Genomic DNA, 16,786 nt, shown 5'->3' with positions numbered 1-16,786 from the left:
AAACTTCCTCAAAGGCACAGTGGGTGATGCGATAAATCTCCTCATGGCTGCGTGTGCCTGGAATTTGAGAAAATGGATGATCAGGGCGCTGGAGGCGTTTTTTTGTGCCCTAAAAAATCGTTTTCACCTATTTTTATGATCTTAAATCCGTTCCGGCTAATAATACGGATATTTTACTTACGTTTTGGAAGGTGGATTTAGTCCGAATCGCCCCGTAAACCCTCATTACACCGTGCTGGAGGTAAGTGTTTGGTTTTTTTTCAGGGCCGACTACTTATGTCCTTGCTTGCACTCCGCGCGGAGAAAGCACAGAGCCATTTGATTAGGATTGGAAATCTGTGAAGTTTGGCGATCAGTTTTAAGTCCCGGTTTTTTAACAGGTCGTTCATTCCAGTCTCGCCCAGTGGTGCCACAGGGGAGGCCAGAACGACCCTGCTGACCTTTTTCGGAAGATGATAAGCGATGGAGAGCGCATGGGGGCCACCTCCGGAGTGCCCGATTACAGAGAACTGATCTATTTGCAGGAAGTTAATCAGTGCTTCCATGTCCAATCCCCATTCCACCATTTTGCGCCCTCTACAGGGAGAAGAGCCACCCACACCCGGTTGATCAGCAGCAATCATTCTTATTCCGAGAGAAGCGGTCAGGGAGTTATCGGGGTTGCGGATCAGTCTCGAGTCAGAAAAGCCATGGTTAAAGATTACCGGGAAACCGTTGGGATCGCCGTAAATGTCGAAAGTGAGTTTACGCCCATCTTTTAACTGAAGTTCTGGCACCTTTGCGCCCCGTTTGGCATTGTTGGCCTTGTGAATCAGTATCGATTTATCGGAGTATAGTGTTACAAAAAATCATGGGGCATTCCTTCTGGGGAAATGCATTTTCCGCCTATTGGATTCAGCTAAAGATTCTTTAGACCTTTTGGGCAACGGCTGTGAGAGAGCACTTTGATCGTTATAAGATGGTTCCTGCTATTTATTCTTTGCTTTTCCGTACTACCCGGCAAAGCCCACCTTTCTGCTCAGGAAACAGCTTCCGGTGATCATGTGACCGTACGCTGGTTGGCACCAGCCAGTTTTGCGGAGGGGAAGACGGAAAAAATTGGCTTCTACTTTGAGGTGGATCCCGACTGGCATGTGTACTGGCGCAATCCGGGGGATTCAGGTGCGGCTCCGCGTTTCACTATAAGGCCGGCTGGCGCTTCAGTGGGACCTATCGAATGGCCATTCCCTGTGCGCCTCAGGATTGAGCACCTCACCAACCTGGGTTACGCGGGTAATGTGGCTTACCTGTTCGATTTAACGCCTGATCCGGGGGTAAAGACAGTCTCCCTGCAAGTGGATCTCGAGTGGCTGGTATGCAAAATTGAGTGTATTCCCGGATTTGCCACCATGACCTTGTCCCGCCCGGTAGGGGATAAGACTCGCTGGCAATCAGGAGACCAGAATCTGCGGAATCATTTTGCGCAACGAATTCCACGGCCCAGTACCAGCAGCCCCTGGGAACCGGTTGCTCTCGCTGCACTGGGGGAGGATCGAATACGTCTACTGTTGGAAGGGGAGAAAGGGCGTAAGCCGCCGCAAGTTTTCCCTCTGGATGGCAATCTGTTTTCCGCGGCCAAGCCGGCGTTACAGCGTGAAGGGAAAACCCTGATTTATATCTTTGAGCGTCTGCCGGGGGCCGCCTTGCGTCAATCTGCCGATTTTGTCTTGAGCGATGGCAGCCGTGCCTGGCAGTTGGATGAGGTGTCATTTAGCGCAGCTCTGCCTCAGGCGCAGCAGCGCCCTCTATGGCTATTGGTTCTGGCCGCCCTGGCCGGGGGGATTATTCTGAATTTAATGCCCTGTGTTTTTCCCGTGCTTTCAATCAAGTTGCTCGGTCTGGTACGAGAGGGACACAGTGATAGAGGGCGCCTACTCGAAGGGCTATTGTATGCCACTGGAGTACTCACCACTTTCACGGCACTTGGGGCATTACTGTTAGTACTTCGCGCCGGAGGGGCCGCTATCGGTTGGGGGTTCCAGCTCCAGTCTGCCCCGGTGGTAATGGCCCTGTTACTGCTGTTCTGGCTTGTGGCTCTGTCATTCAGTGGAGCTTTCGAATTCGGTCATCGCCTGATGAATCTTGCAGGTGTTAGTCGTGGCGGGAGCTTTGCAACCGGAGTATTAGCGGTATTTGTTGCGGCGCCCTGTACCGGCCCTTTTATGGGGGCTGCACTGGGCACAGCGGCAATACTCCCTGCCACTGAGGGAATATTGATTTTTCTTGGGCTCGGCGTTGGGCTCGCTGTGCCATTTGTTGTGTTGTGTGCCAGCCCTGCGTTATTGAACCGGCTGCCAGCGCCTGGGCCCTGGATGGAAAAGCTGAGGCAATTATTGGCCTTCCCCCTTTATGCTACGGTGATCTGGCTATTGTGGGTGCTGGGCCGGATGTTGGGAGAAAGTGGCTGGTTGATTGGTGCCCTATTGCTATTGGCGGTGACCTTCGCCCTGTGGCTGGGACGTAATTTTTCCCGTGTTGGCCGGGCCTGTGCCTGGGTGCTACTGCTGGTTTCCCTGGGGATTGGGTATTTGGCGCTGGTTGAAGGGCATGAAGAGGCACCGCAAGCAGTCGACAGTTGGCAGAAGTATGATCCGCGGCTACTTGAGCAGGCCCTTGGTGATCATCGCCCAGTGTTTATCGACTACACTGCGGCATGGTGTATCACCTGCCAGGTAAATAAAAAATTGGTTTTGGATACACCAGAAGTCCAGAAACTATTCCGTGACAATAACGTGTTGCTTCTGCGTGCAGATTGGACCCGGCAGGACCCGGAAATCACAGAGGCCCTGGCTTTACTTGGGCGCAACTCGGTACCAGTCTATGCATGGTACCCAGCCGGCGCGACAGAGCCCGAGCTTTTGCCACAAATATTACAGAAGCATATGATTTCTGACCTGTTTGCTGAAAACAATAACACCCAAAATGAAAAGGAGAATTAGTCATGTGTAGGCATCACTGGTGCGGCGGTCTTGGCCGGATGGGAAGCCTGTTATTTTTTTCACTATTTTCGACCCTGGTATTGGCGGTGGCGATACCGGGTGATAAAGCACCGGATTTCTCCGTTGTGGATGCAGAAGGTGAAAGACATTCCCTGGCTGATTATGCGGGGCAGTGGCTGGTGGTCGAGTGGTTTAATAAAGATTGTCCCTATGTAAGGAAGCATTATGGTAGTGGCAATATGCAGGCCCTACAGAAAAAATATACGGGCCAGAATGTCAAGTGGCTAACGGTTATTTCCTCGGCAAAAGGCAAGCAGGGCTACTTGGAGCCGGCAGAAGCACTCGACGTCGCCAAATCCCATAATTTAAATGCCAGTCGGCCTTTTCTATTGGATGCCAGTGGAGATATGGGACGTGCCTATGGCGCCAAGACTACACCGCACATGTTTATTATTAATCCACAGGGAGTAGTGGTGTACGCGGGGGCGATTGATGACAATGACTCGGCCAATCCGGCGGTGATTGCCAGCTCCCACAATTACGTTTCTGCCGCCTTGGATGCCTCTCTTAAGGGAAAGGGAGTCCCGCAGTCTTCATCTAGAGCCTATGGTTGCAGTGTGAAGTATTGAAGAGGAATCACCTGAGGTGCTAAATCGCAGGTATCAGCTGGCGGGCAAACTGGCAGTTTTTATTTTGCTGGCGATCTTGGTGACGACAGCTGTTGCCTATTACCAGCAACGGGATATACCAAAAGGACAAGCGCCCCCCTTAAAGGGGCGCACCCTCCATGGTAACTTTTTAGATCTCCAGCAGATGACCGCCCAGGGGCCGGTGCTTATTTATTTTTGGGCCTCTTGGTGTCCATACTGTCGCATAGTTTCACCAAAAATCTCTGAGTTGGCCCGGGAGCACCAGGTCATTGGGGTTGCTATGCAGTCGGGAGGAGAGGAGAAGGTTGAAGAGTTTATGCAGCGCTACAACCTGAAGTTTCCCACCATCAATGATCCAGGGGGTGCAATTAGTGCTCTCTGGGGCGTCAGGATTACACCGACTATGGTTATTGTGGGAAGTGATGGGAAAATTGCCTGGATTACCAGCGGGACCACTTCCAAACTAGGCTTAAAGCTTCGATTGGAGATGACTGATTAGATGGCTTTTGCCGTATAGATAGTGATGGAAAAGCCCCCACGGAGTACGAGATCAGCTTGAAGCCAGAGAAATTTCTCAAGCTTTGTTAATCTACTAAAAAGGGGGGAAGGAAAGAATACACTGCGCTCGGGACCGTATGAGGCATGGATGCCGATTACGAGCTTACAGGGATGTATTCACAGCGCGTCTTGAGTGCAGTGTATTCTTTCCTTCTGGCCCAGTGGTAATAATTAATTGCCGTTGGGTGAGCAGCTAGGTGGCGCAAGCTACCTTCCCAAGAATGTAACTTCAAAATTTGCTTTTCGACGCCGGAGGGTGGCGTGTCGGTTATTGATTCTTTTGACTACAAAGACCTGGATGCGCAAAGGGTTGGCAGGTTTGACTTTGGAATCAACACTACTTTTATTGTTTATCGTCTAAAAGACACCATTATTGACACCGGGCCAAGCAACCAATGGAAATACGTTAAGTGGTTTGTAAAGAACAAGCCATTCAAGCAGCTGCTGCTGACACATCACCATGAAGATCATAGTGGGAATGCTGGCGCTATTTATAAACTAACCGGCGTCCAGCCCCGGGCTCCCAAGGCAACCGTAGATATACTGAAACGAGGTTTCCAAATCCCGCCGATTCAACGGTTAATATGGGGCGCTGCCGGATTGGCTGAGGCCGCTGAGTTACCAAAAGATTTGCGAATTGCCGGTGAAGAGGTGATTCCAATTGCAGCGCCTGGACATGCCAAGGATATGACCTGCTACCTGATGCAAGACCGCGGTTGGATTTTTACTGCGGATCTCTATGTTGCCAGTCACCTGAAATTACTGCGCAAAGATGAAAGTATCCCCATCCTAATGCAAAGTATTCGCAAAGTGCTTAAGTACGATTTTGAATTGATTCTCTGCCCGCACAGGGGAATAGTGGAAAATGGGAAAAAGCGTCTTCAGGATAAATATGATTATTTATTGAACCTCTCCTGCGCTGCTCAAGAGCTGGGTCGCCAGGGGCTTCCACTAAAAGAAATTACCCGTAAGCTGTTGGGTCGTGAAAATATGATGGGGATTCTATCCGGGTACAACTTTAGTAAAAGAAACCTGATTGCCTCCTGTATGGCTTTGGACCCTTCTCAAATTTCTGAGTAGGTTTGTATTACTAAAAAGAGGGAAGGAAAGAATACACTGCGATCGGGACCCTATGAGGCATGGATGCCGATTACGAGCTTACAGGGATGTATTCACAGCGCGTCTCGAGTGCAATGTATTCTTTCCTTCTGATCCAGTAGTAACAACTTTGGAGAAATTCGCAGTGAAGAAATTGGGCTTGCTCGGTGGTATGAGCTGGGAAAGTACAGTGGTCTATTACCAATTAATTAATGAGGGGGTTAATCAGCGACTTGGGGGGCTGCATTCTGCAGAAATGATTTTGTACAGTGTCGACTTTGAAGTAGTTGAGAAACTTCAAAGTGCTGGTGAGTGGGAGGAGGCCGGACAACTGCTGGCTTGTGCAGCAAAAGGAGTAGAGCAGGCTGGTGCCGAGTGTGTGCTGATATGTACTAATACCATGCACAATGTTGCTGGCCAGGTAGAGGCATCTGTTGAAATCCCGCTTTTGCATATTGCAGATGCTACTGCTGAAAAGCTGGTTGAAAATCAAATAAAAACAGTTGGCCTATTGGGGACAGCGTTTACTATGGAGCAGGATTTTTATCGTCAACGAATGCTGGAAAAGTATGGAATCGCTGTTCTTGTTCCTCAGAAAACTGACCGGGAGATAGTCCACTCAATTATTTATAAAGAACTCTGCAAGGGTAAAGTGTTAGATAGTTCCAGGAAGGAGTATCTGCGTATTATTCAATCCTTATCGGATATGGGGGCGGAAGCTGTTATCCTCGGTTGTACTGAGATTGGGTTGTTAGTAAGCCAGGATGATACTGGAATTCCACTTTTCGACACTACTCGAATTCATGCGGATAAGGCGATTGATTTTGCTCTGTCGGAATCCTAAAAATGGATTTTGGTAGAGCCGTTAAATAAGTGTTAACAGGTCATGTCTGGTAATACCTGTTCAGCTCTATTCTGCAAGTTGTTGGGCTGGGATAAATAATTGGATTGTCACATATTGAGCCCCCTTCTTGATAAATCGATAATTTAGGATGTAATTACAGCTGGATAGCTCTTCTAATAGTAATTGTTTGTAGTATATCGTTGTAAAAGGATGTTGGTCATTTCCCTGCTTTTTTCTCCGTAGTTTAATTTTCTCTTAGTTGGGGTAAGTCTAATAATAAAGGTGTCACAAAAGGCAGGAAATCGCCACAAGACATAATCTAAATTGTAAATATCTGTTAATTAGGTGTTTTAATTTTTCATTTTTACTGGCACTTTCTACATGTGTCACAGCTTTCTGTTGTGATTCTCCAGGATGATAATCCTCGTCCAGTTGCCGAACTGATGTGGTGCGTTGTCTGTAGTTATGACGGTTAGCTTTGATAGGCGCATTTTTTAGGATAGTGATCTGGTCCTGTCTGTAGAAATAAGACTGCCTGGCAAGTTGGCCAGTTTTAACTTGGAAGATAAGACAGATAATTAACAGGGTATTTCTATGAAAGAAAACAAAGGGCGCTGGTTGGCGGCCTGTGGTGTTCCATCACTGCTGGCGGTGACGATTGCCGCCGTATCGAGCCCCGTCGTCGCCGACGATACACTTCTGGAAGAAGTGATCACAATTGGTACCCGAGTTGAAGGCCGCTCTGCGACCGACTCCTCAGCACCGATTGATATTGTAACTGGTGATGAATTTGTCAATCAGGGAGATGGTGACCTCAACAATCTGTTGCGCAATGTTGTGCCGTCTTACAATGTGAACGCCAAGCCAATCTCTGATGCCGCATCCATTGTCCGCCCCGCAAACCTGCGTGGACTGCCACCGGATAGCACCCTGGTTCTGGTGAATGGCAAGCGTCGCCATCGCGCTGCTGTAATTGCTTTCCTTGGTAGTGGTGTCTCTGATGGCGCCCAAGGGCCAGATATTTCTGCAATTCCTGCTATTGCCTTGAAACAGGTGGAAGTATTGCGAGATGGTGCTGCCGCGCAGTACGGGTCGGATGCCATAGCCGGCGTGATTAACTTCCAACTGAAGGATGCCGCTGAGGGGGGCTCGGTAGAAGTAAAGCATGCGACTACCGCTGAAGGGGATGGCGACCAGAGTATGGTTGCTGCCAATTTTGGTTTGCCTCTAACGGATTCCGGGTTCGTCAATTTTAGTTTGGAATATCGCGAACAGGATTCGACCAGTCGCAGTGTACAGCGCGATGACGCAGCACAGCTGATTGACGACGGATATACTGAGATTGCTAATCCTGCTCAAGTCTGGGGGCAGCCTGAAGTTAACGACGATACAAAGTTCTTTGTTAATAGTGCTATCGAACTGAATGATGCCGCTGAGCTATATGCATTCGGCAACTATGCTAGTCGTTCTACCGACGGAGGTTTTTATTACCGTAATCCGGCAACTCGAGAAGGTGTTTTTGCTAAAGAAGTCGAGCTGAATGAGGATAGGGATGGAGATGGAGAGCCCGATAAGATTTTAGTCCCTCTAATCGGCGATCTTGATCCCACAAATGGAATTGATAGTTGTGAAAACGTTTCTGTTTCAGAAGCGCATGAAATTGTTGAATGTTTCTCTTTCACAGAAATGTTCCCCGGTGGCTTTACTCCACGTTTTGGTGGCGATCTGGAAGACTACTCCATGGTCTTCGGCCTACGCGGTGAGTTTGCCAATGGTATTGGCTACGATGTAAGCGCGAGCAGGGGACATAACAAGGTAGATTTCAATATCTATAACACCGTGAATGCCACCATGGGACCGGATACACCGACCAACTTTAGCCCCGGTGGTTATGCGCAAACAGAAACAAACTTTAATATTGACTTGACCAAAGCGACTGAGCTTGCCGGCAAAACGCTTTATATGGCTGGTGGGTTTGAGTGGCGTGAAGAAGAGTTTGAAGTCAATATGGGAGATGAAGCCTCCTGGACAGTTGGGCCTTTGACGGAGCAGGGTTTCCTTATCGGGTCTAACGGTTTCTCCGGTTTTGGGCCGGAAGTGGTCGGTACTTTTGACCGCGATAATATTGCACTCTACACCGACTTTGAACTGGAGGTGACTGATAACTTGAGGCTGGGTACCGCCTTACGCTGGGAGGATTTCTCAGATTTTGGTGATACCTCAAACATCAAATTGTCAGGTCACTATATAGTTAATGATATGTTGGCCTTACGTTCAACTATTAGTACAGGTTTCCGTGCACCTACACCAGCCCAGTCGAATATTACTAATGTTACGACAGCATTTACCGATGGCCAGCTGGCAAATAAAGGCACTATTCCTCCAACAAACCCTATCGCTGAGTTGAAGGGTGGTAAACAGCTACAACCTGAAGAGTCTGAGAGCTTTACTCTGGGTGCTATTGTTTCGGCTGGTGACTGGGAGATTACCCTGGATTATTTCCAGATCGCAGTAAGTGATCGTATTACCCAATCAGCTGATCAGGAGTTGAGCGATGCTGAGCGTGCCCAGTTAGTGGCAGATGGTATCAGTGGTGCCGATTCACTAGAGTATTTCCGCTTCTATACCAATGACTTTGATACCAAGACTCGTGGTATTGATCTAGTGGCAACCTACCCTCTGGGTGATGCCACCGACCTGAGTTTTGCTGCTAACTGGACGGATACGGAAGTTACTGATTACAGGGAAGAGACCATTAGTGACATGCGTCTGAGGCAGTTGGAGGATGGATTACCAAATATTCGCGGTAATGCCACAATTAACCATGTTGGTGATGGCTGGCGTGGCCTCGTTCGCCTGAACTACTACGGCAGTTACTGGGAAGCGCACCTGGATGATTACAGTCTTCCCATTAATGCAGGTGATGAGTGGACGGTGGATGTCGAGGCTGCTTATGACTTTACTGAATCCCTAAGTCTGATAGCTGGTGCCGAGAATCTGTTCAATAACTACCCTGACAAGAATCCTTGGTCCGGCGTTGCTGGTGCACAATATCCGGAAACTGCGCCCATGGGGTTCAATGGCGCGCTTTATTATGTGCGTGCGCAGTATGACTTTTAAAGTCTAGTGCGTGGTTGCATAACCTATATTTTTGGTGAGTTCAGACAGTCTGCTGGCTGAACTTGCTGAAAGGGTTTGTTACCGAGAGAGACAGCCCGCTCTAGTCAGCGGGCTTTTTTATCGGTGATTTGGACTAGTTCAGCCCAAATCTGACTCACCCTCTTGAAATAGAAGGGGGGTACTGGTTTTGATGGAGGTGACCAAACCTGCAACCAAAACCAAGGATAAACCTCATGGTCCATACTAGTGATCGGATCATTAAACACAAGGCTGGGTTGCCCAATCTAAAAGAAGAACTCGGTAATATCTCAAAGGTTTGTAAGATGCTCGGCGTGTCGAGTGTAGTGGTGGTGCGGGATGTGTCACGTCACTACTCTTTGTTGTCGAAAGACTAGTGACGCGGAAAGTCATATTGGCAGGAAACTAGTCACAAAAAGTATACTCTGGGTTTTTCATGCATCAAAAAATTCTGATGCGAAATATTCCAAGCATATGCCCCCGCCAAGGGGAAGCAGAGATAGTCCCCAAGAGACAAAGATTTGACCATTTCTGATTTTGCTAACACATCTTTGGGAGTACATAATTGGCCAACGATAGTGATTTTTTCGTTTTCTACGCTAACTTCGGAATTTCCCCCCTTGATGACAGAGAATGGGTGGCTGTGCCCTTGTGCTGCAGGTGTCCTGAAGTGATGCGTACCGCCCCTGGCAATGGCAAAGAACTCTCCATGATTACGCTTGATATCAAGTACTTCCATCACGTAGTAACCGCACGTGGCTGTTACGAAGCGACCGCATTCGAAACGAATTCTCGTGTCATTCATTGATTCCGCATCAATCAGCACTTTTAACCCTTCACAGAATCGCCACCAATCAAAGTGGTTACCCGGGTCTTGGTAGTTGATTCCCATGCCCCCCCCCACATTCAGTATCGGCGGTGATAATTGATAGTCGGTGCACCACTGCTTAAATGTGTTGAAATACAACTGGATCAACTTGAGGTGTGTATCAACGCAAAGTTGGTGAGACATCAAATGAAAATGAAACCCCTTTAGTTCCAGGTAATTACTACGCTGAACAATTGCCAGGGCATCAGGTAGCTCTTGGGGGTCAAAGCCAAAAGGCGTGGGCTTGCCTCCCATAGCGAGCTTGGTAACTTCTATGTTATCCAGTGGTATATTCATCCTGAGGAAAACCGGTGCTGGTCGTCCCATTTGGGCCGATAACTCAGCGAGTCGTTTTAACTCGTTCTGGCTTTCGACATGAATGGCATCCACTCCGCACTCTAAAGCCAGTTTGAGTTCACTGGGAAGCTTCCCAGGCCCTCCAAAAATCAGGGGTTTCTCCGGGTGCAATTGATGCAGCCACTTCAATTCGCCACCGGAAGCAGCCTCAAACCCATCTACAATCGGTGACAGCGCAGCCAGAATCTCTCTTTCTGGGTTAGCCTTGGCGGCATAAAAAAACTCTGCATTTTTTGGCAAGGCAGATATCATCTTTTGAGCATGAGACCTGAGTTCTCCCAGGTCATAGAGATATGCACAGAATGGTTCTTCACTGTGCGTTACTAACTGCTTTATCGTTGCCTCAATATTTAACATTAGGCCGGCTCCCACTGCATTGGATTGGACAGCGGCGTATAACTTGAAAGTCGGTCCGCCTGCTTAAGTAATCGTGTGATCATGTTGTTTTTGCAGGGTATAGCTTCACCCTGCAGGACACCTTGTAATTCAAGTTGCTTGCCAAAACGGACTTGCCAGTTATTGAGTGCTTGCTGCAGTTTTTGCCAAAGTTGCTGCTCCAGTCCCGGCTCGCCCACAGACAAGTAAAAAATCGCTTCGCTCAGGTTATTGATTAACAGACAATAGGCAATTCGTTGCCAGCCTTTTTGCCTAGAGTAGTAAACAGAAGAGCGTGCACGTTCGGACAGAGTTCCTAAACGCTGCTCTGGCCAGAACTCCGGCAGTAGCTTGGTTCCTTCGAGATCACGAATCCACACGCAGCTTGGAACTCCATCCTTGAGCCCAATTACTGTATTCTGAAGATGAGGTTCGAATACGATTCCCAGTTCAAAGAAATAGCGAAGTACGCCTGGCACTAGCACACGGACATAATTATCAAACCAGTTGGTTGCCAGTTTGTGGTAAGGAGTGCGCATCTTATGACAGGTTGCTTTGAGTGATTCAGCAATTACGCTCTGTCCTTCCAGGTTCCAGGAAAACAGACTGGCAGCTAGTACTGGTTGATAACGTTCACGATCTTTGGGTGCAATATTTTTTCGGTATAAAATACCGAATGATTCCCGGCATTGCTCTTCGTGATTCTGCTTGCTATCTCCGGCCAATGCACTGAGGTCAATTGTGGTCGCCATAGGCTCCAACATTACCCGAAACTCAGGGAGGTCGGTATTAATGGATTTTCCTGCTTTCTGAATCAGATCGGTTAGAACCACTGCGCTTTCCAATTCATACCAGGCATTTTTCCTGACGCAGTTAGTCAAGCGCACATGGATGGATAACTTCATTTGGACAGGGGATTGTGGATGATAGAGTGTCCTTACCGAAGAAGTCGGAGCCCAAAATTGTCCCTGGTAGCCCCGTGGCTTGATCAGTCCTCGCTCGACTGCTTCCTGAATCAACGGGTTTTCCAAAATAGTTTCCACTTCCCAGGGGTGACAGGGGTACAATCGGGTTGAGTTCTGGGATGGGTTATCTCCGTTTGCCCCTGCTGGCACAATGCCGCCATCGAACTCGCTGTTGCCGAGCACCTTGATCAGTGAGGCATCTACTTCAAACCAATATAATTGGAACCGTGCAGCAGTCTCCGGCGAGCAATTCAGCAAGGAGGCTATCGAAACTCCTTCCCGACTTTTGGGGGTGGGGTGCATCGCATGCCCCCACAACAAACTTTGTTCAGAACGAATAAAACTGTCATCTTCACACGGGGTTTCAACTTTCTTTGCCAAAAATTCTTGCGTTACTTCGATACTATTTCGGACTTGAAGTAGAAACTCTTCATTAAAATTATCCGTTAACGTCAGTGACAAATGTTTGAGAAGAAACCGGCACAGCGTTTCTGCTTGTACAGGAAGCCAGGGTTTTCCGGATATTTTCAGGTAAGGCCTACTGATAAATCGACAACGCTGCAAGGCACTGACAATATCAGCCACAATCAGTATGCGAGCACTGGACTCAGGAAAATCAATGCACACCAACTGACTTCCCGAGCTTACAGATTGCCTCAGCGCCAACGGGCAATCGGCCACATTTGTATCAACGAATACTTCTTCTCTGGCACTGGCGTACTCGCGAATATAACAGTTAAGTAAGCAGCTAATCGCATTGTTGCCCGAAAGCTCGGTTAAAAAATGGGTGTGGCTATTTTCAAGCACATCCTTGGTATTCACGAGTCGTTTTTCCTTTGTTAAATATCCGCAGCAAACTGATAGCCAGTAGGGCGCTGACTACCGATAGTAAGAAGGGCATCCTGATGTCAATCTGTGCGACAACGATGCCAGCCAATATACCGGCTGCAACACCAGCCCATTTGCCACTGGCATCAATCTGGCCGAACACTGTGCCCGAATTGGCCGGTGACACTACATTCGTTATCAACAAATGCAAACCGTTGTAAGTCATTAATATGCCGGAGCCAAACAACAGGCGAGCAAGCACCAGGATCTCTGTTGAAGCTGTCAATGACTGCATAGCACCAGAGGTCGCCAATAAAGACAGCCCCACTACGGTTTTTGACATCGCGCTCCAAGACAGTTTGCCTATGGGTATCAGCAATAGGGCATATACCAGGTGCGGCAGGCTGTAGAGCAGCCCTACCAAGCTGTCGTTCGTCAACCCCAGCATCTCGGCGTAGGGGAGAAAATAGGGGTAAGTCACCACCATCGAAAAGCAGAATAAGAACTGTAATACTGCTAGTTGAGTCACAGCGATTGGCTGCTCTCCGTTTTCCGCTATTTGCTTATCGCCTACAACCGATGAATCGACAGGCAACCACAAGGTGGCCAACAAGGCCAGCAGGGGAAGTAATGCCAGCCCCCGGTAAAGTAGCAGTGGCTCGGAGAGCTGGGTAAAAAATCCCAAAGCAATGGGGCCGACGATTAGCGCAACACGTGCGGATAGCTGCGTCAGGTTCAGACTGTTGGTCAGATGCTGTCCTTTTAGCTGGGTTGCCAGATAAGCGTTGGAGGCGGCTAATGTTCCGCCGCACAATCCCTGTACCAACAGCCCCAAGATGAACATCCCCAGTGAGTCTGCAAACCCACACAGCAGGAACCCCATGGTCAACCCCAGTTGGGCACGCAGCAACGATGTGCGCTTCCCATATCGATCTGCAAAACGGCCCCAAAAAGCGGCGGCCATTGCGGTACAGATACTGGGTAAAGCAAACAGAATTCCAATCAGGTAATCAGGCGCTTCACTCCCGAAGGTTCCCAACATTCGAGGCATAAAAAGCGGCATTCCCAGCACGCTGAAAGCCGATAGAAAGTGGCATAAAAGAACACAGGCAAGGATTCGCATAGCCTCAGTCCTTGAGGAAGTTGGGGGCACTCAGGCCATAGTATTTGTTAATATCCGCAGCGCCCGATTGCTGCTTGCTCAGTAAACTGCCCGCCGTCAACAGGTACTTCACATAAAGCCGATCCGCGAACAGGATATCCTGTGCGCTCTTGGTTCTTATTCCCTCGCTCTCCAGGCTATCAAGATGATTTCGCAGCCTTAGCCGCAACTGTCCATACAGGTCGCTACGTTGAGCCATACCAGCCTTGATCATGGCTTCAAAAATAGCGCTGATGTTCAGTTGCAGAGTGATGGTGCAGAACATTTGGGCAAGCGGCAGCTCATCCTCAACTTTTATTCGCTGGTCCTGAATAGCCGTTACAGTACTTGCTACTTCGGGCACGGCGCTCAATAAACGTCTCGGCCATAGCCGCGCTGAATCGTTGTCTTTCATTACCAACGTCAGGGGACGCTCGTGGTCAAACACCAACACGGCGTTTTGCTGATTGGCCTCTAGCGCGATGCCATAGCGCAGCCACAACCGCAGGTGTACACCAAGCATTAAATCCAGATACTCACCCAGCCATTGGCAAACATCTCCCTGGTAATAGGTATCCAGTAACTGTTGAAGGTAAAGATCGCCATTTGGCATTGGGCTGACCAGTGCAGCAACGGGAACCAGAGAGCAGCTTTCCGGCAGAGGCTCAGGGTAGCGGCGTACGATATAGGCTATCGAATTATTACCATCGAAGTGTGCGCCATGCTCTTCATCACAATGTTGATAGCGCCCACGCAAGGCTACATCTATTTGCTCAATACGTTGCAGAATGAGTGATAGGTTGTGACCATCAATAATGGTGCTAGGTTTGATTAGGCGTACGTTACGCGTGCCCAACGTACGCACCTCCAACGGAACTTTAATGTGGGTATAGGGGTCATTGGCAACGGCTACTGTTCTCACCGACAAGGTCGGTATGACAGTTACTGCCGTCAACGGCGCTTTGATCACGCCCAGCCGATCTTCCGGCACATTTTCCCAGCTCACCGGATGAATCGGAAATAACCTATGACTCTGTTTAAGGCTATCGGGCAATCCAACATCGCTCATACTTGGCCAACATGAAGGTGGTGAGCCCGCCACAGATACCCGCTGTTTGTCCACGGCAATCCAGCGCAATTGGAATTCCGGCGTAAACTCCGGTGCATACTGCCGCATTTCTTGTTCACCAAACCCTGGTTTCGCACGTGCAGTCGGGTAATAGGGGTGATCCAGGTAGGATGCGATCTGATCACTGAATAGCATCCGGGCCGACCAGTCTTGCGCATCGGAAATAAGACATTTCAATAGCTCGCGCTTATCATTGAAGGCCTCGCGGCACAAACGGCGGTGCTCTACCGCTATGTCTGCTTCTAATACGTATTGCTCAAAAGCGTCCTGCGTCTGCTCATCCCTGTCGGCTGCTAGCATTCTCAGCCATTGCCGATATCCCAGACACAACCGCCAACCAGTCGCATCTTCTACCCACCAAACCGGGTTCGCTACCAGCCAGCGCTGCATAGTGGAGGCCTCCACAACCGGCAGATGCGCTGTACCTCCCGCTATTTTTATCTGTAGCCAACGATTATTCGTATTCCCTTCATCCCAGGCCGGTGCGTCTTGTGGCAGTTCATGCGTTAACCTAGCACTATCCAGTAAGCCAAACAGGTTTTCTCGCAGACAGGCATCAATAATGCGTCGAGTGATGTAGATTTCATCTGCCTCAATCACGCCACGACCTCCCACTCCAATTTGGATAACTGCAGCTCGACCAGTTCGGCCAAGGGTAGTTCTGAGGGCGTGATAGCAACCAGCACACCCAGATAGTCCTTGTTGGATTGCGTCAGCTCAATAGCGTCGCCCTGTTGTTTCAACGGTCGGTAATGGTATTTGACGCCCTGTGCTTCCCAGTGGCACTCAGACGAATGTCGAGTCAACTGCCCTTCGCTTGTCGCAACGAGGTAACGAATCATCGCCTGGCTCTTGCCAAGCTCGACGGGGGTCAATGGTGCACCGGTATGAAGCTGGAGAATGGGCTTAAACCAACCGCCGGGTAGCAGTTCTTCCAGTAGAAATTCCCGGCTATCACCGACACTGCGGCAGTTGATTTCCACCAACTTGGGGCCCGTCGAGGTAACAATGAATTCACTGTGACAAACCCCCAGCCCAACACCAAATTTTCTTACTTGCGCCAGCGCCTCATCGCGATAACGAACGCTGTTTTCACCGTTCCACGTCGCACTCAATTCAACAAAGTGCGGTGGTGGCGAAAGCTCGACATCAAATCCGCCCACAGCGATAATTTCACGACCATCCGACAGGGTTTCCAGAGTAAACAGCTCTCCCGGCATATAGCTTTCCAGCAGCAGTGGGACGGTTGGACTACTTCGATGATAATCACGCCTGATACTCTCCAGTGCTCGGCGATTTTCACAAAGGGCAACGTTCATACTCCCGACACCTTCCCTGGGCTTGGCTACCACTGGGTAACTCAGGTCATCTGGCACCGGATCCGTGATCTGCAACACAACGGACTCTACTGAAGACAGTGATAGGTTCTGCAGCTGTAATCGCATTGCCGCTTTATTCTTTGCTTGATAACAACGCTGCCAGGATTTTGCAGGCAATGAAAAGTAGTTGGCTACCAATGCCGTTGATGATTGCAAGTGGTCGCTGTTGGAAAACACGGCCTGCGGCACAATAGCTGCTGTGGTCAGAGCATCAATGATGGCAATGGGATTAAATACATCACACTCAAGGATCCTCACTGGTGAAGGGTGACTTGGATGAGACGCATAGTGTTTTCGGTACGCCAGACCGTGATCGGTAACTATTGTGATCTCGTAACCCAGCTCAATAGCGGCTGGAGTAAACCCTTGAGTAACGGCGGGGTGAAGCACATGGCTGATCAATACCAACTGGGGGGGCATTACTTTTCTCCTTTTAAGGCACGCTCCTGTTTGTCTGGCTATCAAATAGCCCTCTCAA

12 protein-coding genes and 1 pseudogene are annotated in these 16,786 nt (G+C 49.2%); 7 read left to right on the top strand and 6 right to left on the bottom strand.

Annotated features, from left to right (window positions below):
• Positions 1–260: 260 nt before the first annotated feature.
• Positions 261–776 carry an alpha/beta fold hydrolase gene (locus ACCI49_RS14825; protein WP_371839817.1) on the bottom strand — a complete coding sequence of 172 codons (516 nt, stop codon included), beginning with the start codon at positions 774–776 and terminating at the stop codon, positions 261–263.
• Between the two features lie 168 nt (positions 777–944).
• Between ACCI49_RS14825 and ACCI49_RS14820 the strand changes: the two genes are divergently transcribed.
• From ACCI49_RS14820 to ACCI49_RS14790, 7 genes and pseudogenes are all read left to right on the top strand, one after another.
• Positions 945–2,978: a protein-disulfide reductase DsbD family protein gene (locus ACCI49_RS14820; protein ID WP_371839816.1), complete on the top strand. Its 2,034-nt coding sequence runs from the start codon at positions 945–947 to the stop codon at positions 2,976–2,978.
• Between the two features lie 2 nt (positions 2,979–2,980).
• On the top strand, positions 2,981–3,607 hold the full coding sequence (locus ACCI49_RS14815; protein ID WP_371839814.1) for a thioredoxin family protein: 627 nt from the start codon (positions 2,981–2,983) through the stop codon (positions 3,605–3,607).
• Between the two features lie 16 nt (positions 3,608–3,623).
• Positions 3,624–4,127 carry a protein disulfide oxidoreductase gene (locus ACCI49_RS14810; RefSeq protein WP_371839813.1) on the top strand — a complete coding sequence of 168 codons (504 nt, stop codon included), beginning with the start codon at positions 3,624–3,626 and terminating at the stop codon, positions 4,125–4,127.
• Positions 4,128–4,447: 320 nt separating this feature from the next.
• Entirely contained in the window at positions 4,448–5,266 is an 819-nt protein-coding gene (locus ACCI49_RS14805; RefSeq protein ID WP_371839812.1) for an MBL fold metallo-hydrolase, read from the top strand.
• Positions 5,267–5,429: 163 nt separating this feature from the next.
• Complete coding sequence (locus ACCI49_RS14800; protein ID WP_371839811.1) at positions 5,430–6,128, top strand: aspartate/glutamate racemase family protein; 699 nt, start codon at positions 5,430–5,432, stop codon at positions 6,126–6,128.
• Positions 6,129–6,722: 594 nt separating this feature from the next.
• Positions 6,723–9,248 carry a TonB-dependent receptor plug domain-containing protein gene (locus ACCI49_RS14795; protein WP_371839809.1) on the top strand — a complete coding sequence of 842 codons (2,526 nt, stop codon included), beginning with the start codon at positions 6,723–6,725 and terminating at the stop codon, positions 9,246–9,248.
• A gap of 233 nt (positions 9,249–9,481) precedes the next feature.
• A pseudogene (locus tag ACCI49_RS14790) lies at positions 9,482–9,586 on the top strand (IS481 family transposase); the annotation flags it as partial.
• A gap of 89 nt (positions 9,587–9,675) precedes the next feature.
• Here the strand turns inward: ACCI49_RS14790 and ACCI49_RS14785 are convergent.
• The 5 genes from ACCI49_RS14785 to ACCI49_RS14765 are packed head-to-tail and all read right to left on the bottom strand — an operon-like array spanning position 9,676 to position 16,728.
• Positions 9,676–10,848 (bottom strand): type III PLP-dependent enzyme, encoded by a 1,173-nt coding sequence (locus ACCI49_RS14785; protein WP_371839808.1) that lies wholly within the window; start codon positions 10,846–10,848, stop codon positions 9,676–9,678.
• Positions 10,848–12,653 (bottom strand): IucA/IucC family protein, encoded by a 1,806-nt coding sequence (locus ACCI49_RS14780; RefSeq protein ID WP_371839807.1) that lies wholly within the window; start codon positions 12,651–12,653, stop codon positions 10,848–10,850. Before ACCI49_RS14780 ends, ACCI49_RS14785 begins: the two co-directional genes overlap by 1 nt.
• The gene (locus tag ACCI49_RS14775; RefSeq protein WP_371839806.1) at positions 12,631–13,782 is read right to left on the bottom strand and encodes an MFS transporter; all 1,152 of its coding nucleotides are present in this window, start codon (positions 13,780–13,782) and stop codon (positions 12,631–12,633) included. The genes ACCI49_RS14780 and ACCI49_RS14775 overlap by 23 nt, the downstream gene beginning before the upstream one ends.
• A gap of 4 nt (positions 13,783–13,786) precedes the next feature.
• Positions 13,787–15,529 (bottom strand): IucA/IucC family protein, encoded by a 1,743-nt coding sequence (locus ACCI49_RS14770; RefSeq protein ID WP_371839805.1) that lies wholly within the window; start codon positions 15,527–15,529, stop codon positions 13,787–13,789.
• The gene (locus ACCI49_RS14765; protein WP_371839804.1) at positions 15,526–16,728 is read right to left on the bottom strand and encodes an ATP-grasp domain-containing protein; all 1,203 of its coding nucleotides are present in this window, start codon (positions 16,726–16,728) and stop codon (positions 15,526–15,528) included. The genes ACCI49_RS14770 and ACCI49_RS14765 overlap by 4 nt, the downstream gene beginning before the upstream one ends.
• Positions 16,729–16,786: the final 58 nt, after the last annotated feature.

Source organism: Microbulbifer epialgicus (assembly GCF_041447265.1).
Classification (GTDB): domain Bacteria; phylum Pseudomonadota; class Gammaproteobacteria; order Pseudomonadales; family Cellvibrionaceae; genus Microbulbifer; species Microbulbifer epialgicus.
This window is presented reverse-complemented; position numbering and strand designations above follow the sequence as displayed.

What these genes read in the sequence shown, in the direction of transcription:
- ACCI49_RS14775 (WP_371839806.1), bottom strand. Translation starts at nt 13,782, where the DNA reads ATGCGAATCCTTGCCTGTGTTCTTTTATGCCACTTTCTATCGGCTTTC.
- ACCI49_RS14795 (WP_371839809.1), top strand. Translation starts at nt 6,723, where the DNA reads ATGAAAGAAAACAAAGGGCGCTGGTTGGCGGCCTGTGGTGTTCCATCA.
- ACCI49_RS14815 (WP_371839814.1), top strand. Translation starts at nt 2,981, where the DNA reads ATGTGTAGGCATCACTGGTGCGGCGGTCTTGGCCGGATGGGAAGCCTG.
- ACCI49_RS14765 (WP_371839804.1), bottom strand. Translation starts at nt 16,728, where the DNA reads ATGCCCCCCCAGTTGGTATTGATCAGCCATGTGCTTCACCCCGCCGTT.
- ACCI49_RS14785 (WP_371839808.1), bottom strand. Translation starts at nt 10,848, where the DNA reads ATGTTAAATATTGAGGCAACGATAAAGCAGTTAGTAACGCACAGTGAA.